The 19446-nt window shown below is 52.2% G+C and carries 18 protein-coding genes and 1 riboswitch; of the genes, 3 read left to right on the top strand and 15 right to left on the bottom strand.

Annotated features, from left to right (window positions below; all coding sequences use genetic code 11):
• Window positions 1–4: 4 nt before the first annotated feature.
• Window positions 5–895 carry an aldo/keto reductase gene (locus CJP46_RS15705; RefSeq protein WP_094596537.1) on the bottom strand — a complete coding sequence of 297 codons (891 nt, stop codon included), beginning with the start codon at window positions 893–895 and terminating at the stop codon, window positions 5–7.
• 268 nt (window positions 896–1163) lie between these two features.
• Window positions 1164–1649 carry a GNAT family N-acetyltransferase gene (locus CJP46_RS15700; protein ID WP_094596536.1) on the bottom strand — a complete coding sequence of 162 codons (486 nt, stop codon included), beginning with the start codon at window positions 1647–1649 and terminating at the stop codon, window positions 1164–1166.
• Between the two features lie 184 nt (window positions 1650–1833).
• Between CJP46_RS15700 and xerS the strand changes: the two genes are divergently transcribed.
• Window positions 1834–2916 (top strand): tyrosine recombinase XerS, encoded by a 1083-nt coding sequence (gene xerS, locus CJP46_RS15695; RefSeq protein WP_094596535.1) that lies wholly within the window; start codon window positions 1834–1836, stop codon window positions 2914–2916.
• Window positions 2917–3208: 292 nt separating this feature from the next.
• Here xerS and mobB read toward each other — a convergent pair whose 3' ends face one another.
• The 7 genes from mobB to CJP46_RS15660 all read right to left on the bottom strand — a co-directional run bounded on the left by mobB (window position 3209) and on the right by CJP46_RS15660 (window position 8931).
• Window positions 3209–3736 (bottom strand): molybdopterin-guanine dinucleotide biosynthesis protein B, encoded by a 528-nt coding sequence (gene mobB, locus CJP46_RS15690; RefSeq protein WP_256992354.1) that lies wholly within the window; start codon window positions 3734–3736, stop codon window positions 3209–3211.
• Complete coding sequence (locus CJP46_RS15685) at window positions 3733–5007, bottom strand: molybdopterin molybdotransferase MoeA (RefSeq protein ID WP_094596533.1); 1275 nt, start codon at window positions 5005–5007, stop codon at window positions 3733–3735. Before CJP46_RS15685 ends, mobB begins: the two co-directional genes overlap by 4 nt.
• A 127-nt stretch (window positions 5008–5134) precedes the next feature.
• On the bottom strand, window positions 5135–5896 hold the full coding sequence (locus CJP46_RS15680) for a DUF4247 domain-containing protein (protein WP_373557998.1): 762 nt from the start codon (window positions 5894–5896) through the stop codon (window positions 5135–5137).
• An 11-nt stretch (window positions 5897–5907) separates the two neighbouring features.
• Entirely contained in the window at window positions 5908–6414 is a 507-nt protein-coding gene (locus CJP46_RS15675; protein ID WP_094596531.1) for a DUF4178 domain-containing protein, read from the bottom strand.
• A 48-nt stretch (window positions 6415–6462) separates the two neighbouring features.
• Entirely contained in the window at window positions 6463–6867 is a 405-nt protein-coding gene (locus CJP46_RS15670) for a DUF350 domain-containing protein (protein WP_094596530.1), read from the bottom strand.
• Between the two features lie 112 nt (window positions 6868–6979).
• Window positions 6980–7648 (bottom strand): PspA/IM30 family protein, encoded by a 669-nt coding sequence (locus CJP46_RS15665; RefSeq protein WP_094596529.1) that lies wholly within the window; start codon window positions 7646–7648, stop codon window positions 6980–6982.
• Between the two features lie 260 nt (window positions 7649–7908).
• Window positions 7909–8931, bottom strand: a complete 1023-nt coding sequence (locus CJP46_RS15660; protein WP_094596528.1) for an NADH:flavin oxidoreductase/NADH oxidase — start codon at window positions 8929–8931, stop codon at window positions 7909–7911.
• A 265-nt stretch (window positions 8932–9196) separates the two neighbouring features.
• On the opposite strand from CJP46_RS15660, the gene CJP46_RS15655 reads away from it, so the two are divergent.
• Window positions 9197–10039, top strand: coding sequence for a polysaccharide deacetylase family protein (locus CJP46_RS15655; RefSeq protein ID WP_179281178.1), 843 nt, complete (start codon window positions 9197–9199; stop codon window positions 10037–10039).
• Between the two features lie 74 nt (window positions 10040–10113).
• Here the strand turns inward: CJP46_RS15655 and CJP46_RS15650 are convergent, their stop codons facing one another.
• From CJP46_RS15650 to CJP46_RS15635, 4 genes are all read right to left on the bottom strand, one after another.
• Complete coding sequence (locus CJP46_RS15650; protein WP_094596527.1) at window positions 10114–10773, bottom strand: 3D domain-containing protein; 660 nt, start codon at window positions 10771–10773, stop codon at window positions 10114–10116.
• Window positions 10774–10776: 3 nt separating this feature from the next.
• Window positions 10777–10930: riboswitch (cyclic di-AMP (ydaO/yuaA leader) on the bottom strand.
• Window positions 10931–11167: 237 nt separating this feature from the next.
• Complete coding sequence (locus tag CJP46_RS15645) at window positions 11168–11890, bottom strand: amino acid ABC transporter ATP-binding protein (RefSeq protein ID WP_094596526.1); 723 nt, start codon at window positions 11888–11890, stop codon at window positions 11168–11170.
• Window positions 11877–12536, bottom strand: coding sequence for an amino acid ABC transporter permease (locus tag CJP46_RS15640; protein WP_094596525.1), 660 nt, complete (start codon window positions 12534–12536; stop codon window positions 11877–11879). The genes CJP46_RS15645 and CJP46_RS15640 overlap by 14 nt, the downstream gene beginning before the upstream one ends.
• 166 nt (window positions 12537–12702) lie before the next feature.
• Entirely contained in the window at window positions 12703–13512 is an 810-nt protein-coding gene (locus tag CJP46_RS15635) for a transporter substrate-binding domain-containing protein (RefSeq protein WP_094596524.1), read from the bottom strand.
• Window positions 13513–13981: 469 nt separating this feature from the next.
• Here CJP46_RS15635 and CJP46_RS15630 point away from each other — a divergent pair, with 469 nt between their 5' ends.
• Complete coding sequence (locus CJP46_RS15630) at window positions 13982–15730, top strand: alpha-glycosidase (RefSeq protein ID WP_094596523.1); 1749 nt, start codon at window positions 13982–13984, stop codon at window positions 15728–15730.
• 100 nt (window positions 15731–15830) lie between these two features.
• Here the strand turns inward: CJP46_RS15630 and glgA are convergent, their stop codons facing one another.
• Together glgA and glgB are read right to left on the bottom strand one after the other, a co-directional pair.
• Window positions 15831–17261 carry a glycogen synthase GlgA gene (gene glgA / locus CJP46_RS15625; protein WP_094596522.1) on the bottom strand — a complete coding sequence of 477 codons (1431 nt, stop codon included), beginning with the start codon at window positions 17259–17261 and terminating at the stop codon, window positions 15831–15833.
• Between the two features lie 12 nt (window positions 17262–17273).
• Complete coding sequence (gene glgB / locus CJP46_RS15620; protein ID WP_094596892.1) at window positions 17274–19379, bottom strand: 1,4-alpha-glucan branching protein GlgB; 2106 nt, start codon at window positions 19377–19379, stop codon at window positions 17274–17276.
• Window positions 19380–19446 lie beyond the last annotated feature (67 nt).

The raw sequence follows: 19446 nt of genomic DNA, 5'->3' as shown, positions 1-19446 counted from the left end.
CCGCTTACGTCAGGCCGACCCAGTCTTTCGGGGCCACTTGCTTCCAGCGCGCCCGGATCTCCTGGTACCGGTCATGGCTTAGGCTCGTGCTCGTAAGCATCTCGGCGTTCTGCGACCAGCGCCCAGGCTTGTTCGTTCCCACGATCGCGGTATCCACCCCAGGCGTATCCAAGGTAAAATGAAGGGCATTCGCCACCGCTTGCTCGCCGTCCCGCAAAAAGTCATACTGCAATTCCTTCAACCGCTGCCAGTATTTATACGGGTAAGCGTTCTCGGGTAGCTCATCGTATGTCCAGGCCACATTGGCGATCGGCCGCTTTGCGATGATCCCCATTCCCCGCTTGCGGGCTTCAGGCAGCGTCAGGTCGATCACTTCCTGGTCGGCGATGTTGAGCGACATCATCAAGCTGTCAAACACGCCGGTTTGGACCGCATACAATGCGTTAATCGAATCGCCGCTGTATCCGATAAAGCGCGTCTTCCCCTGCTGCTTGGCCTTTTGCAGCACCTCGATCACTGCGCCCTGTCTCAGTACGTCTTCCGAGCAGCTGTGCAGATGGATGCAATCGACGTAATCGGTCTTCAGCCGCTTCAGACTGCGGTCTATGCTTTTCTCCAGCAGCTCGGGATCCCAATCTTTATAATCCAAGCCGGAGGCATGGCCGCATTTGGTGAACAAATAATATTCGCTGCGGCGGTTCGCCATCGTTTTGCCGATCAGCTCTTCGCTGTCGCCGTAGCACTCCGCCGTATCGATCATGTTAAGGCCCGCATCAAGCGCGCTCCCCAGCAGCTGCTCAACTTTGGAAAGATCCGTTTCCTTGCCGATCTCAGCGCCGCCAAAGCCCAGAATACTCACTTCCATGCCTGTTTTGCCGAATGCCCGTCTTTCCATAATGAAATCCTCCCTGGTTTCATAATTGGATGCGTACATGGATACGATGTGACTTTTACGCAATATATCAGTTGTTTACCCATACCGGAGAGCCGCTAAACGCTGATTTCCGCGGTGGTAAGTCCCGAGCCTGCTTCGATTCAAGAAGGGCTCACCGCCCTTCCCTTCCATTGAACCCCTATGTATTTATATAGAATGAACTAAAGAGAATCGAACACGGGAGTCCGTCTTCAAAAGGTTACAAATACCCAACTCTAGTTCAATCTATTCAGCTGGTAAAATACTGGCTGATGTTCCCGTATTGCGGATGAACCTTCTCCGAATACCGCTCGCTCGTATAGCTGCCGATCACCTTCCGCCAGAAGGTTTGGGCCGGCAGATTGTTTTTGATCTGGGTTACCTTCCATCTGCCCTTGAACCGCTCGAACAGCGCCTGGGCAGCCCAGGTTCCCATGCCGCTCCGGCGGTATTTTTGCATAATAAAAAACTCCGTCATGTAAAAGTCGCCTTCAACCGGGTCATACAGCCGATCTATCAAAGCAAAACCGGCCGGCACCTTATCGTACGAAATCAAAAAAGCGTGTTTGCCGGTTCCCCTCCGCCAGTACTCGTCGATTCCCGGGTATTCGGGAAATTTGCCGTTGTCGTCCACCACGATATCCTGGTAGCGGGAAAAATCGTACATATACAGCTGCATCAAATTGTAGATCACTTGCCTGCGCTTATGCGGAACCAGGTCCAGCCTGAACTCCATAACTTCACCTTCCTATTTTCCGGTTCACGATCCTGACTTCTTTTCCACTATATAACTTTGTCATCGGACGGGCAAGGTTATACGCGAGCGGATTCTCCTGCCTTGATCAAAAGAGGCGGACACCTGTTCGCCCGTTGTGTTAAAATAGTAGGAAACGACGAATTGAGAAAAGGGAGGGATGACGATGAATGTTCAAAAAGAACAAGACCGAAAAAAACTGGACGCCAAAGTTTTGACCATGCCTTGGTATGTCCAGCAATTTATCGATTACAAGCTGCCTGATCTGTCGCCGTCCACGCTGCTTGAATATATCCGGGATTACGAAACGTTCTTCAACTGGCTCCGGGCCGAAGGATTGTCCGCTGCATCGGTCAACGGCAAGGTAACGCTGGAAGAACTGGAGGTGCTGCGGATGGAAGATGTAGTCAGCTACCGCTTGTATTTAACGACCCGCCGGGATAGCGCCAACTCCAAAATTACCGTCTCCCGCAAGCTCTCCTCGATGCGTTCGCTGTTTCACTATTTAAGCCAAATTGCCGAGGATGACAACTTCTATCCGCTGCTGAAGCGCAACATTATGGCCAAGGTGGAGATCAAACGGATCCATAAACCGAAAGATACGGCCGCCAAGCTGAAAGGAAAGATTCTCGAGGAAGACGAACTGCTGGAGTTTATCGGCTATATTATGGACGGCTATGCGAAGGACGTCGCCAATAACAAGCAGGCGCTGCATGCGCATGAGCTGAATAGGGAACGCGACGCCTGCATTGCCAGCCTGATTTTGAATTCGGGGCTTCGGGTATCCGAGGTAGTTAACCTGAATGTTGACGATCTGGATATGAACAACAAGATGCTCTATGTGTACCGGAAGGGCAATAACGACGAGACGTTCAAGACACCGGTCTATTTTCGCGAGCAGGCCAGGGATGATATGGCCCAGTACATTGCCCTGCGTCAGTCCAGGTATAAGGTGCCCAAGAGGGAAAAGGCGCTGTTTGCTGCGCTTCCGAACGGCCATCAGGAAGGCGGGCGCATGACCAAGCGGGCGATTCAGGCGATGATCATCAAGTATGCCAAACGCTTCGGCAAACCTTATCTCACCGTACATAAGCTCCGGCATTCCTTCGCCACCGACTATTATTTGCAAAACGATATTTACAAAACGAAGGAACAGCTCGGCCACGCCTCCACCGAAACGACGGAAGTGTACGCTCATCTAACGGATAAAACGATGTCTGAAGCGATTGAGCGAAGGCTGGAACCGTAACGGATTGGGCTAGGTTCATAAGAAATACGTCTATCGACGTACCTTCAAAGAAGACAGACCGCGTTTAATGGTAATTTTTCTTGCAATATCAGGAAGCCATGGCTCTGGAGTTTATACTTTCTGATATTATAAGAAAAACGTCTATCGACGTACCTTCAAAGAAGACAGACCGCGTATAATGGTAATCTTTCTTGCAATATCAGGAAGCAATAGCTCTGGAGTTTATACTTTCTGATATTATAAGAAAAACAGCACTGCCGCATCCGCTGCATCGGAGTTGGCGTGCTGTTTTTTAATGTCCATGATTGCGAAGGAGCCATTCCGCGATCCGGTCGATGTCATCGACCCCAAATACCGGAACGGAACCCTGCTGCAGCTCCATCCTCCCCTGCACCACGTCTGCGGCAAACCAGGAGACGACGGCTTGTACGGATGTTAACTGGGAAGCCAGTGCATGGTCTTCCAGGCTGCGTACTATCACGAGTTTGGGATACTCCGCCTGCTTGAAGCCCTCCACCAAAATAAAATCGTAATCGGAAAACCGCCCGATCAGTTCGTCCAAACCGGTCTCCCTTTCCTCGATCACGGCCGTTCGCCGTGAGGACACTAAGGCAATCGCAGATGCACCTGATTTGCGGTGCCGATACGAGTCCGTTCCCGGATGATCGATATCGAAATCATGGGCGTCGTGCTTAATTACCGCCGTCCGCACGTCCTTGGCCGTAAACCGTTCGACGAGACTGCAGACGAGCGTCGTCTTTCCGCTGTTTTTATATCCGACGATTTGCCAGACGGGCGGCATCGCTTCTTGCGGCCTCATTTCTGTCCCACGCTAAGCAGCAATATTCGGACCTGGGTTCCGGCCGGCGTCGTTCCCTTGGCGGGAGGGATGACGATCAAGCAGTCGCTGTCCTTAATCGTCACCATGACACTCGATTCATCCACCGCGGCCGGAATGGCATACACCTTGCCGTCACGGACTTCCATTCTTCCGCGAACGTAGCGCGTAAAGGCGTTCACCTTGGTATAATCGACGTCCAAGACGGCGTTCCATTCCGTAAGGTAGGCGTTCTTTCTTCCCATCATCCCCTGAATCGTCGGCCGGACGAACAGTTCAAAGCCGACGAAACAAGCCCCGGGGTTGCCGGACAACGCAAAGAGCAGCTTGCCGTCCTTTACGGCCGCCGTCGTTACGCTGCCGGGGCGCATGGCGATTTTGTTGTACAGCATCTCCACCCCACCGCCGCGGACGAGATCGCCCATAATGTCGTAGTCGCCAACCGACACGCCGCCGCTCGTCACCACCGCGTCGTAATTCCGCAGAGCGTCTTCGACCCTTGCTTGCGCCAACTGCAGATCGTCCATAATCGCTTCCAGAATAAACGGGTCTCCCCCTGATTCCCGAACCTGGGCGGCGAGCATGTACGTGTTGCTGTTGCGAATTTTCCCCGGCTGCAGCGGCTCTTCGACGGACAGCAGCTCCGATCCCGTCGAAAAAATCGCGATTCGCGGCTTGCGGTACACTGAAACACGGTGAACGCCAAACGTCGCCAGAACCGATATTTCCCCAGCCGAAATCCGGGTTCCAGGACTTAGCAGCAGCTGTCCTTCTTGAACCTCCAGGCCGATCGGGGTAATATTTTGTCCCTCCTGGATTTTTCGCTTCAGCCCTACCTCAGTCCGACCATCTCCCTCGCGCAGCGTCGTCATCTCCAGCATGACGACGGCATCCGCGCCCTCCGGCACTTCTGCGCCCGTCATGATCCGCGCAGCCGTTCCCGGCCGGATCACTTGGCTGGACACGCTGCCGCAAGGAATTTCATCGACGACTTCCAGCCAGACCGGGTCGTCCGAGCTGCAAGACGCCGTGTCCGCCGAACAAATCGCATACCCGTCCATCCCGGATCGGCGGAACCGCGGAAACGGATGCGGGGCGGTGACAGGCTCGGCCAAAAAGCGTCCGACGCTCTCCGCCAGCGGTACCGTCTCCACGGCGCCAGCCTCGACATAACCGGCGATGAGCCTCTGGGCATCCTTGACCTGCATCGGCTTCCGGTGAAATTTATCGTAATCGGTTCGAGTCTTATCCATTATGTATCATCCTTCCGTAGCTGAATATCTCCACTCCCTATCATGACACAAAAAAACGCACGAATCCATGCTTCGTGCGTTTTCGTCTGCCGTGTAACGCGGCATGTATCAAATTCGCGGCTTTCACTCACCTGCGCCTTGTGATCTTACCCGACCCGACCCGGGTCTTGGGCTTCGTATACGACCGCTTCGGTGCATCAAATATGCTGGAGCCGCTGCTGCCGCCCCTTGATATGCTGCCTCTGCTCGGAGTCTTGGTATCTTTTTTCCGGTCAAAGATACTGCCGCCGGAACCGACGCTCGTATTCGTGTCGCTGTTTTTGCCGCGGCGGAAAATCGAGCCCTTCTTGTCGACCGTCAGCGGCGGCGCCACTTTTTTATCGTTTGTCGTCGGCGTGTGGTACGTTCCCTGCTTCGGCTGATAAATATCCCTGCTCGTATACCCCCGATAAGAACCGCCGCCGAACGAATCAAAAAGTTGTCCGATGAGCGCGGCAGTCAGATATCCCTGAAGGAAGCTGGAATCGTAATTCCGCTGCACATATTGCTTCGAGTCGATTTCGATCAGCGTATCGCTTGGCTTGGCGGTATCTTTCTGCAGATGGTACCATTCGTTGCCGTACACCAGGAACATCCGGTCGGCATCTTCCGGTGAAATCTGGTCGGGTTTCTTCTCGTCCGTTAGTTCCTTCGCAACCTCGGGAACCGTCTTATCCGCAGCCCGGTACACATACGACGTGGCGTTTCCATCTCGGTTCACCGACTCCAGCGGATACGTCTCTTTGACGTTCGGCGAGCCGATGCCGCATCCGGTCAGCAGAGACAGCACAAGGCTGGCGACAAGCAGAAGCTTCAGGCCAAGAAACCGGCTTCTCTTCTTACTCATCATTTGCCCCACCTCTAATTGGCCCGGATGACTTTCACATCACCTGGGATCACTTTTTCTCCTTCATACAGCATAAAGCGTCCATTCTGCCACTCGATCCGCAGCAGATGATAATCGTCGGATTGATACTGCCATACATGCTGCTCTCCTCCTTGGGTGAACGGGGTCTTACCTTGAATCAACACATGACCGATGTATTCTTCTTCCATATAGTATACCCGGTCGTCCAGCTCGATCTCGGTCGGTACTTCGGCAGGATTGTCGAGCCGTCCGTCAATGGGAGCATACAGTTCATATTCCACGGTCTCGCGCTCCTCAATATGAAGATAGGCAATCGTGTTCCCGTCCCGGAGTGTAAGCAGCACGGCATTTCTTCCGCGGTTATGCACCCGCCCGGTCACTTCATACGTGACCAGCGACACCTCGCAAATATCTCCCGGCATCAGCGCCAGCATGCTTTTCTCCGGTTTTGGCGGTTCAGGCTTCGCAAACAGGTTGCCGATTCTTTTAAATACACTCATATGCTATAACTCCTTAGGTAATCAAACTTTAATATATAACGGGTCATGCTACAGGCAGGCTGTAATAATAAGGGCACCCACCAAATGAAGAGTACCGGCAAACAAGCCGTAACCCACTTTGCCCTGCTGCGTGCCGGCATCCAGGTCAAGCTTTGCCCACCATCTCATCAAGACGCGCACGATCGCTTCCAGCACGAGCAAGATCAAGAAGGAGACGATCGATACGACCAGCGCTTCCAGCAGGTTATTCGAGGTCCGAATCGAAACAGACAGAATGTACCCCTGCGACAGCAGCTTGATGACCAGGCGCGAGGTGACCGCCATGTTGCCCGCCTTCACTTCTTCAAAATCTTTGTACTTGGTAAACAGCGAATCCACAAACATCAAAATAAAGAGCAGGATCGCCCCGGAACCTGTCCATACCAGAATCCCTTTAATGATATTAAAATCCATCTACCATAGCCTCCACATCTTCTCAGCGTCTCACCCTCATACATAATAAAAGCGAAGGAGAAATATGACAAATGTTCCCCTTCGCTCTTCATCATACCCGGTTTACGGCAGCTTATTTGTTCTCGTACTGCTTCATGAGCGCTGCCAGCTCGTCATCAACTTCTTTATCCTTGCCGAGCTGCTCAAACTCGTCGTCCAGCGATTTGCCTTTGGCCGACATTTCATTGCTTGCTTCGGCCTGCGCTTCCATCTGCAGCATCTTCTCTTCCATCCGCTTCATGCCGTTCGTCGCGGAATCGGTGCTGAAGCCGTTCATCGCCTTGTTGATCTCGGTTTGTGCCTTGGCTGCATTGTAGCGGGCTACCAGCGTCTCTCTTTTGTTCTTCATTTCGGTCAGCTGCTTACGCATTTCCTCGAGCTTGGCGCGGAGATTGTCAGCGGAAGCTTTGTTCTGATCGTAACTTGCTTTGTATTCGTTCATTTTCTGCTCAGCCGATTTTTTTTCTTCCAGCGCACGGCGGGCCAGATCAACGTTCTGGGCCTGGGCAGCGGTGTGTGCCTGCTGGGTGCGCTTCTCAACGAGCGCCTGCTGCTCTTCGTACAGTTGCTTGAATTTTTTCTCGATGGCGATTTGAGCGGCTACAGCCTTCTCGGCATCCTCCAAATCTTCGGTCATATCGCGGATGTATTGATCCGTCATCTTGATCGGGTCTTCTGCCTTATCGATAATCGCATTAATATTGGACATTGTTAAATCGCGCAGTCTTTTGAAAATTGCCATGGTTTCTGTTCCTCCTGAAAGGTTTAATATGTTCTTCTTGATACCTCTTTTACGCAGCAGCTTTAGGACCGTTTCAAAAATCGCAAAAAATTTTACGGCGTTCGTTCATCTTCCATAATATAGCAATGAAGAACCACCGTTCAAGGCACTGTTCATAAAAAAAGCTTTATCCCGTTTAAAAAAACGCAGGAGCCGATCCAACCGATTCGACTCCAGCGTTTTGTTTGACTGCCTTATTCTCTTAGTATCCCATGTACCGCTTAAAAAGCCCGTAAATACTGCTTAGGGATTTTCTGTTCCCCGTTCAGCGCTTGGGCTGCATGGAGGGCCCAGTAAGGGTCCTCCAGCATACCTCTGCCGACCGCAACCAGATCCGCCTTGCCTTCCAGCACGACCTGCTGCGCTTCCTCGTAATTTTCCAAGCGGCCGACGGCGATGACCGGCACATCCAGCTTCGCCTTCATTTGTTCCGCCAACTCCACCTGGTATCCCGCTCCAGATTTCGGACCGCCGTTTGATCCGATATGGCCTTCGCCGCCGGAGGATACATGAAATACGTCCACACCCGCATCCCGGTATCGTTTGCAGACCTCCGCGCAGTAATCAACGTCATAACCGCCGTCTACGTATTCCTTGGCGGACACCCGCATCAGTACGGGCATGTCTTCCGGTACCGCCTTCTTGACGGCTCTAACGACTTCTTCCCCGAACAAAGCCAGGTCTTTACCGTACGCATCGTCCCTGCGGTTGGTCAGCGGCGAGTGGAACTGATGGATCAAATAGCCGTGAGCACCGTGAATTTCAACGGTATCAAAGCCGGCCTCCGCCGCGCGGCGGGCGGCTTCCCCGTAGGCGGTTATCAGCGATTGGACCTCTTCGGTAGACAGGGCTCTCGGGATTTTATATTTCTCGTCAAAACGGATGGCCGAGGGGGCAACAGGCGGATTCGCATCTTCCGCCTTGCGGCCGGCATGCCCCAGTTGGATACCGATCCTTGCACCATTGGCGTGCACTTCGTCGACGATTTTGCGGTAAGCGGGGATTTGTCCGTCATCCCATATTCCCGTATCCTGGTTCGTAATCCGCCCGTCGGGATGAACGCCCGTCATCTCCACGATAATCAGTCCGGCACCGCCGACTGCGCGGGATACATAATGGACATAATGCCAATTATTAGGGATTCCGTCCTCAGCCTTTACCGAATATTGACACATCGGAGGCATAACAATCCGGTTTTTCAGGGATAATCCTTTAAGTACATAAGGTGTAAATAGATCTGCCATTGCTTCGTGTCTCCTTTATGTTGTATGTCCTTATATGACAACAGGGTTTTATGATTGCAGCACCGCCATTCATTGTCCATGCCTGCCGGTCACGGCCAATGTGCAGCTACCGTAAACCATCTGTTCTATTATACACGCTTTGCCGGATGATATGAAAACGCGGCAGCCTACTGATTTATAGCAACATAATTGCATCACATTATGGACATAACAAGCATAAATCATACTTTCGCTGTTTGTCCGCAGTGGAAAGGAGCCAAGACGGATGAAAAAGAATCTGTTATGCAAAATGCTGTCTTCACTGCTGATCTTGTTGCTGATCTGGCCATTGCCAACTGAGCGGGCGGCTGCAACGGCTCACGGCAATGAACCAACGGGACATCCGCCGGGTTCCGAGCCCGCACGGGAAACCAGCAGCCGTGAGGCGAAAGAAAAGAGGAAAGAACAGCAAATCCTCACGCTCGGCCAGCTGATCAAAAAGTATCCCGAAACGTTCAAGATTCACGGTCCTCGCGTCAAAGAGGTAGCCCTTACCTTTGATGACGTCCCGGATCCCCGTTTCACGCCGCAGATACTGGATGTGCTTAAAGCTCATCATATCAAAGCCACGTTTTTTGTCATGGGCAGCCGGGCGAAGAAACATCCCGAGCTGGTTGAGCGCATCGTCCGTGAAGGGCATGTGATCGGGAACCACTCCTATAATCATCCCGTGTTTCACAAATTGGAGATGGATGAATATGTAGCCGAGATTAAGCGAACGGAGAACACACTATACGGCATCGTCGGCTATAAGCCCAAACTAATCAGGCCGCCTTATGGAGACATCACGGAACGCCAGCTTCGCTGGGCCAAGCAGCAAGGCTATAAAATCGTAAATTGGAACGTCGATTCTCTCGACTGGAAAGGACTCGGCAAAGAAGCGGTCAAACGCAACGTGCTGTCCACTGCCGGGCAAGGTTCGATCATTCTTCAGCACGCGGGCGGCGGAACCACGTCCAATCTCAGCGGCACGATCGATGCTCTTCCGGACATCATTCAGACCTTGAAGAAAAAGGGCTACTCCTTCGTAACGCTGCCGAGGTTACTTCATGTTCCAAAAGACAAATAACGACAGACCGTACAAAAAAACCGGCTTTTGCTCAAAAGCCGGTTTTTTTCCATGTTGTTATGAATCGCGGGTGACTATTTAATAAAGTACAGCTCAATGTCCTGGAATCCGAAGGCGCTGACGCTTTCCGGGCTGCCTGGCACGAAAATGTCGATGCGCTTGCCTTTAATCGCGCTGCCTGTATCCTTTGCCGTCGCCACGAAGGCTTTCTTCGGAAGGCCCGGGAAGCTATGGCCGGTTACCAGCACTTTCGTTCCCAGCGGAATGACGGACGGGTCAACCGCGATCGTACCCAGTTTCAGCGGGTTACCGAAGTAGTCCACTGCGCCCCATTTTCCGTTTTCGCTTGCGGCGGAGGAATAGGCTGTAGCTCTTACGTCCAGCGTTTTGGAATAATCAAAGGATTTGCCCCATGCTTCCACGACTTTGTCATCGTTGTTTACGTTCAGGGAAGCGGTTGTGATGATCGAGCCGCTGTCCTCTGCGGCAAATGCCTTGGCTGTGCTCGCTCCGGGAACGTTTAAATTCAGCCCCGGGTAAATATTGGTTGCCTTCACATTCGGATTTGCATTCATCAGTTGATTCAAATTGACGCCATAATGTTTAGATAATGTATAGAAGGTGTCTCCATCCTTCGCTACGTGGACCGAGTCCGCAAACGCGGGTACCGTTTGTACCGCCAGAGAAATGCCGATAATAGCTGCTAGTGTCTTGATTCCTTTAAATCTTTTCATGGTTCCTCCTTAAGTCGTGATGCCTGCGAAGTTAGCTGTCGGATTCGGATTGAGGAGACAACCCTACGCCCCATTGGTGCGATTCACCCCAAGCGTACTATGTACACATAATTACATCCCCCGCACTTTACCTTAAAAGTTTCGGCTCAACAAATATATCACAATTTTGTAACCTGTGCGCATGAAAATGTTACCAAAACGTAAGCCTTGAATTATAAGGCTTTTTAAAGAGTTGTTAGCTGACATTAGCAAGCAACCAATCACTCAAATTCATTAAAATAAGTTACAACATTTTCATTCATTTTAACTATTTCTTCATTTAAAGATACAAAAAAAAGCCCTGGACGAGAATATCACTCATCCGGGACTTTATCATTTAAATGCAGGCCGTTCGTCAAAGAACCTTGCTCAGAAAATCCTTGGTGCGGTTGTTTTGCGGGTTACCGAACACTTCGGCAGGCGTCCCCTGCTCGACGATTTGCCCGCCGTCCATGAAGACGATCCGGTCGCCCACTTCCCGGGCAAACCCCATCTCATGCGTCACAATGACCATGGTCATGCCGCCCTCCGCAAGCTTCTTCATAACCTCCAGCACTTCGCCGACCATTTCCGGGTCCAGTGCCGAAGTAGGCTCGTCAAAGAGCATGACGTGAGGCTGCATGGCCAGCGCCCGCGCGATGGCGATCCGTTGTTTCTGCCCGCCTGAGAGCTGGGACGGATAGGCGTCCTTCTTATCCGACAATCCTACCGTACGCAGCAAGTCAAGAGCAATTCGCTCCGCCTCGGCCGGCGACTGCTTTTTCACCTTAACCGGCGCCAGCATGAGGTTCTGCAGCACCGATTTATGCGGGAATAGGTTGAAATGCTGGAACACCATGCCCATTTTTTCACGGGTGGCATTGATGTTATGACGCTTGTCCGTTATCGGCTCGCCTTCAAAGGTAATCTGCCCGGCTGTCGGCGTTTCAAGCAGATTCAAGCAGCGGAGAAAGGTACTTTTTCCCGAGCCGCTTGGGCCGATCACGACGACCACCTCGCCTTTAGCGATATCGATGTCGATCCCTTTCAGAATCTCCAGTTTGCCAAACGATTTGCGCAGGTCCTTAACGTTGATCATCGGTACTCAGCCTCCTTTCGAATGCCCCCAGCAGCTTGGACAGGGTGAACGTCATAATAAAGTAGATGGCCGCAATGACCAGCAGCGGACTGAGGTAATCATACGTAATCCCTTGAACGGCCTGCGATTGGTACATCAGGTCGGCCACACCGATAAACGATACGATGGATGATTCCTTAATAATCGTAATAAATTCGTTGCCGATCGCCGGCAGCACGCTTTTCACCGCTTGGGGCAGCACGATATACCGCATCGTCATGCTGCGCGTCATCCCGAGGGAACGGGCCGCTTCCGACTGGCCTCGGTCCACACCTTGGATCCCTGCACGGAACACTTCCGCAAGGTACGCGGAGCTGTTAATGGACAGCGTGATCGCACCGGACTCGATCGGCGTAAGTCTGATCCCGAAAGCCACGAGTCCGTAGTGAATAATAAACAGTTGAACAACCATCGGGGTGCCGCGGAGAATTTCCACCCACACCGAACCGATCAGCCGCGGCAGCCAAAATCGGGACATGCGCAGCAGGGATATAATAATGCCCAGCACGAAGCCGCAGATGACGCCAATGGCCGCCAGGAGCAGTGTATACTGGATGCCTGTTGCAAAATACGTCCGGTACTCCCAAAAAACGGAGAATATATTCATAATGCCCCATTAACCTCCTTTGTCATTACCTGCCTGTCTCATCCTTTACCTGTTTACAACAGATGGGACGCTTTTGAAACGGGGTAGCCCGCTGTGAACAGAAAAAATAGCGAATTTGCTTCGCTATTTTGTCCGGTGTATGAAATGAGAACAGTCAGCTTAACCTCTATTTCTGTGCAGCCAAATCGCTCGCTTCGGCGACGTACTGCTCAATCTTGTTTTCGGATTTCAGACGGTCCAGCGTTTTGTTGATTTGGTTTACCAGCTCGGTGTTTCCTTTTTTGATCCCGATGGCGTAGCCGTCTTCCTTATAGTCAGGGACAGCATCCGCAATCGCCAGACCTTTGACGTTTTTGATGTATGCTTCGGCTACCGGCTTCTCCATGATGGAGGCATCCACGCGGTTCGAATTCAGCTGCAGGACGATGTCGGAAATTTTATTCAGACCGGTTATCTTCGCCCCTTGGATCGTCTTGGCGATGTCCTCCTGAATGGAACCCTTCTGAATACCGAACGAAACACCTTCCAGGGCTTTCATCGTGCTGTATTTGTCTTTGTCGGCTTCTCTGACAACAACGGCCTGCTCGGCCTTATAATAATTGTTTGAAAAATCGATTTGTTTTCTGCGCTCATCGTCCGGAGTGAGACCGGAAATGACAAAATCGACGCGGCCGCTGGATAGCTCGCCGAGAAGCGCGTCAAAGCTCATGTCTTTGACTTCGAGCTGAGCTCCCATGTCCTTGGCGATTTCCTTGGCGATTTCGATATCGAAACCGACGATCTGGTCCTTACCGTTCACCATTTTATGAAATTCATACGGCGGGAAGTCTGCGCTTGTCCCAAGCACGATCGTTTTGCCTTTGGCAGGTTGGTCGCCTGCTGCCGTGCCCCCCTCTGTCGAAGGTTTACTTCCGCATCCGGCAAGCAGGGAGCCTGCCAGCAGAATGCATGCCGTTAGAATACCCCATTTTTTCATATCTATCTCTCCTGTCCAATTTCAATGATACTTATTGTTGTTCAAAGGTATGATCCGTATCCGGCCAAGCCCGAAAAACCACGGTTCTAATCATACAATAAAAATGCATGAATATGCAATGACATTTTCATACAGTGGTCAATACATTTCAATAAGGGCAAAATAAGGCGTATTATTGCTATGAAATTCCAGTATTCCTAGTTCCATAGCCCATTTTTCTTCTCCTCCCCCCTTTTTTCGAATAAATATGTAATTCGCCTTACTAAAGCCCATGACCCAAGCTAATAATGATGCATAAATCGCTCCGAAAACCTGCACCCTTTGAAAGAAAAGCTTCTTATTATGTAATTACACAAAACGGATACTCTTACGCAAAAGTTTACTGCAGCGTCATCATGCGGCGGCATACATGGTTCATCATTCCGGGATTGAGGTATTAAATAGCTAGATATTTAGTGGAGGTGTAGTCATGCTGCTGGAAGCTTTATACCATGTCCCCCGGGATAAATGGGCTTATGCATACGATCCGAAGACGATACATCTGCGTGTCCGCACCAAACGAAATGACGTGGATACCGTAGTGGCGATGACCGGAGATAAGTACGATTGGGATTCGACCTATTTTGAAATTACGATGGAAAAAACCGCAACCGACGAAATGTTCGATTATTGGGAAGCCGCTGTGCTGCCCAAATACAAGCGTCTCAGCTATGCGTTCCGGATCACGTCCGGCAAGGAAACGATCTATATGCTCGACAACGGCCTGTACCGTAATTGTCCGGCGCCGACAGGCGGCTATTACGAATTTTCTTACATACATGAAATCGATGTGTTTAAGGTACCGGATTGGGCAAGGGATGCGATCTTTTACCAAATCATGCCCGAGCGTTTTGCGAACGGGGATCCAAGCAATGATCCGAAAGGCACTCAGCCGTGGGGCGGGCAGCCGACAACGGGCAACTTCTTCGGCGGCGATCTTCAGGGCGTCATGGATCATTTGGACGATCTGATCAAACTGGGCATCAATGCGATTTATTTCACGCCTTTGTTCAAGTCGCCGTCCAACCATAAATACGATATCGTCGACTACAAGCAGGTGGATCCGCATTTTGGGGATAACGCGCTGCTCAAGCAGGTCGTGGAAGCCTGTCACAGCAAAGGAATCCGGGTCATGCTCGATGCCGTGTTCAACCACTGCAGCGAACTCTTCCCCCCATTCCAGGACGTCCTGAAACACGGGGAAAAATCCAAATATGCCGATTGGTTTCATATCAACCGGTTTCCGGCCCGCGTTGAGAATGGTATCGCCACGTATGACACGTTCGGGTTCTTCGGCAATATGCCGAAGTTCAACACGGCCAATCCCGAAGTAAAGCAGTACTTGCTGGACGTTGCCGAGTACTGGATCAAGGAAATCAAGCTGGACGGCTGGAGGCTGGACGTGGCGAACGAGGTCGATCATCATTTTTGGCGGGACTTCCGCAAGGTCGTCAAAAATGCGAATCCGGAGGCATATATCGTCGGCGAAGTGTGGAGCGACTCCCTGGCCTGGCTGGTGGGGGACCAGTTCGACTCCGTCATGAACTATCCTTTTGCCGACAAAGTGCTGGAGTTCTTCAACGGCGGCATGGACGGACTGGCGTTTGCCAACAGGATGGGAACCATCCTGATGCGGTATCCGCAGCAGACGAACGAGGTCGTGTTCAACATGCTGTGCAGCCACGATACGCCGCGTCTTCTGACGCGCGTCGGCAACGATAAGCGCCGGATGAAGCTGGCGGTCGTCTTCCTGTTCACGTTCATTGGAACGCCATGTATTTTCTACGGCGATGAGATAGGCTTGGCCGGCGGCGGCGATCCGGACTGCCGCAAATGCATGGAGTGGGATCCAAAGAAGCAGGACCGCGAGCTGTACGATTTTTACAAACTGCTCATCGGTCTGCGCAAGCAGAACAAAGCGCTTCGCGAAGGCCGTTTCCGGTTTTTGAAGGCGGAACAGGGCAATCCGAACATCATCTATGAGCGTTTGGACAGCCGGGTTCATTTCACCATCTGGATGAACAACACCGACAAGCCTCAAGTCCTGTCCCACCCGATGGTTACAAACGACTGGAAAGACGCCTTGTCAGGCGAAATCGTCCCTACACAGAACGGGATGATGAACGTCAGCCTGGATCCCTACGGTTACCGGATTTTGTTCCGCAATCTCACGAAATAAGTCGTTTCTTCATAACAAAAAGCCTTCCGGAGTTCCGGAAGGCTTTTTCCATTGAATTCAGAGCGGCGGCCGAGTTTTCGGCTGCACCTGCTTCGTCTGCTCAAACGGTGACGCGGTCATAAATGTCCATGTATTCCTTGGCGGACACGTTCCAGCTGTAATCCCCGGCAAAAGCGTTCTTGACGACTCTGCTCCAATGCTCCGGCTGCTGGTAGAACGACGCCGCACGCCGGATCGTGTGCAGCATGTCGTGGGCGTTGAACGCTGTAAAGCTAAAGCCGTTCCCCTCGCCCGTAAAATCGTTGTAGGACTGCACCGTATCGTTCAGCCCCCCGGTCTCACGGACGATCGGGATGCTGCCGTACCGCAGCGCCAGCAGCTGGCTGATGCCGCACGGTTCGAATTTTGAAGGCATGAGGAACATGTCGCTGCCTGCGTAAATTTTGCGTGACAGGGCGTCGCTGAACGTAATTTGCGCCGACATTTTGTCCGGATGCCGCCCTGCCGCTTCGCGGAACCAATGCTCATAGGCGGAATCGCCCGTGCCGAGCATGACGAACTGGATGTCGTCGTAATGCAGCAGCTCATCCAGCACGCGAGTGATGAGATCAAGTCCTTTGGACTCCACCAGCCGGGTCACCATCGCGATAAGCGGCACGTCCGGTTTCACCGGCAAGCCAAGTTCCTCTTGAAGCCCAACCTTGTTCTCCCTCTTCTTCGCCAAGTTCGACCGGTATTTCACGTAAAGGCTCGCATCGCTTGCGGGGTTATAACTCTTCGTATCAATGCCGTTCACGATTCCGCTCAGCCGGTCTCCGAGCGAATACAGCAGCCCTTCCAGTCCGTATCCGTAGTGGGCCGTCTGAATTTCCCTGGCGTAGGTCGGACTTACCGTCGTCACATGATCGGCGTAGACGATCCCGCCTTTCATAAAGTTGACATTGCCGTAAAACTCAAGGCCATCAGGCGTAAAATACGGGTGCCCCAGCTCCAGCAGTTCGCCGAGTACATCGTAAGGATAGATTCCCTGGTACAGCAAATTATGTATCGTAAACACGGTACGGATCTGCTGATAGTACTCATTATGGCGGTAGTGCGCCTGTAGCAGAACCGGAATAAGCGCCGTATGCCAGTCATGGCAGTGCAGCACATCCGGCTCGGAACCGATCAGCGGAAGCACCTCAAGCACGGCCCGGTTGAAAAAGGCGAAGCGCTCGCCGTCGTCCATGTAGCCGTACACGCCATCCCGCCCGAAATAGTATTCGTTATCGAGAAAATACACCGGAATCCCGTCGTAAACGAGCTTTTCGATGCCGCAGTATTGACTTCTCCAGCCAACCGGCACGTTCGTTTCTGTAAGATGCTCCATCTCGTCCCTGAATTGCTGCGGGATCCCTTTGTATTTGGGCAAAATGACCTGCACATCCACGCCGCTGCGCTTGAGCGCTTTGGGCAGGGCACCGATCACGTCGGCAAGCCCCCCGGTTTTGATAAACGGTGTCGATTCCGCTGCTGCAAATATGACTTTCATCTCTTCTGCCTCCTATTCGCCCATTTGCGGGCCGTCGTCCGCCACCGGTTTCCTGCCGGTGCCTCTGCCCGTTCTTTTGTTCGTTTCTGCGTTGGGCTTCTCTGTCACTTCCTTGGCTTTTGGCGCCGAGACCCGGCTTGCTGCACCGGATTTTCCGGATTTTACCACGGCGCTTTGCTTGCTTGGTTTGGTCTGTTTGGCCGGGACCGCCTTCTTGGTTCGGGTCTGCTCCTTTTTATATATCAGCATACTGAGCGGCGGCAGCGTTAATTCCAAACTGCAGATTTGATCATGCCATGGGATCTTCTCCGTCTGCACAGATCCGGCGCTACATTCACCGCTTCCGCCAAACCTGGAATCCTCGCTGCAGAACACAGGCACATACGTGCCGGACTTGGCAACCCCGATCCGGTAATGCTCGCGACGCACCGGTTGAAAATTGATAATAACGACAAGGGTATCCCCGGCCTTCTTCCCTTTTCTCAGGTACGAAATGACGCTTTGCGTTTGATCATGCGGCGTGATCCATTGATAACCCTCAAGCTCATGATCCCGCTCCCACAGCGCCGGTTCGCATAAATACAGCCGGTTTAACTCCGCGGTATACCGCTGCATGCTGCGGTGGCTCTCGTAATCCAGCAGCAGCCAGTCAAGCTGCTCTTGGTCCTTCCATTCGATAAACTGGCCGAACTCTCCGCCCATGAACAGAAGCTTTTTGCCGGGGTGGGTCATTTGGTATCCAAGCAGAAGCCGGAGTCCAGCGAATTTCTGACCGTAATCCCCAGGCATCTTACTGAGCAGCGACTTTTTGCCGTGAACGACTTCATCATGGGATAAAGGCAGCGCATAATTCTCAGAATACGCATAGGCAATCGGGAAGGTCAGCAGATGATGTCGCCCGGGCCGCCGATCAAACGGCGTCTCCACATAATCCAGCGTGTCGTTCATCCAGCCCATGTTCCATTTGTAATTAAAGCCCAGACCGCCTTCATGTACAGGAGCCGTAACCCCCGGCCAGGCGCTGGATTCTTCAGCCATCATCAGGGTGTTCGGAAAATAGCTGAAGACAACGGTGTTCAGCTTCCGAAGAAATGCGATCGCCTCGTTGTTCTCAAGGCCGCCGTCCTCGTTGCGCTGGAACTGTCCTTCCTGCTTCTCGAAATCGAGCCGAAGCATGCTGGTAACTGCGTCGACCCGAAGCCCGTCAATGTGGAACACGTCCAGCCAAAAAATCGCATTGGAAATCAGGAACGATTGGATCTCCGGTTTGCCGAAGTCGAAGCTGAGCGTGCCCCACCCGGGTTTTTCGGCCTTATAGGGATCGCTGTACTCAAACAGCGGTGTCCCGTCAAAACGGCGGAGCCCGTGGGCGTCTTTGGCGAAATGCGACGGCACCCAGTCCAGAATGACGCCGATATCGGCTTGGTGCAGGGCATCCACTAAATACATAAAGTCATGAGGCGTACCGTAGCGGCTCGTCGCGGCAAAATAACCGGTTCCCTGATATCCCCAAGATAAATCGTATGGATGCTCCGCAAGCGGCATAAACTCGACATGGGTATAATGCATTTCCCTCAAATAAGGAATAAGAAGATCAGCCATTTCCTGGTATGTATAAAAGGTTCCATCTTCCTTCTGCCGCCACGTGCCGAAATGAATCTCATATATATTCAGCGGTTTGCGGTAAGGTGCTTTTTTCTTTCTTCGCCAGGGTCCGTCCTTCCATACATATCCCGAAAGATCCGTGACAACCGAAGCGGTGGCCGGGCGAAGCTCCGCCTGAAACGCATAGGGATCTGCCTTCAGGAACCTTTCTCCGTCAGGCCCGGTAATGTCATATTTGTAAAAAGTACCTGAACGGATTCCGGGAAAAAAGCGAGTCCAAAAGCCTGAATCGGGTATCTTAAATAACGAATCCTTTTCTCCGTTCCAGTTGTTCCAGTCTGCCGCCAAGCCAACGGCCTGGGCATGCGGGGCCCAGACGGTGAACCGGACGCCTTCCTCGCCTTCTTCCACAGCAGGATGAGCGCCCAAAGTCCTGTGACTGTGATAGGAGGTCCCTTCATGAAACAAATAGATGTCTTCCGCGGACAGCGGCTGACCCGGCACCTTATTCATGTTCTCCAAATAATCACCTGCTTTAGAAATATAGTGCATGTAAACCATTACCCCATTGTAGCCAAAA

The organism is Paenibacillus sp. XY044 (assembly GCF_002257645.1).
Classification (GTDB): Bacteria; Bacillota; Bacilli; order Paenibacillales; family Paenibacillaceae; genus Paenibacillus_AQ.
Note: the sequence above shows the minus strand (reverse complement) of the source record. Positions and strands in the feature narration are given on the sequence as shown.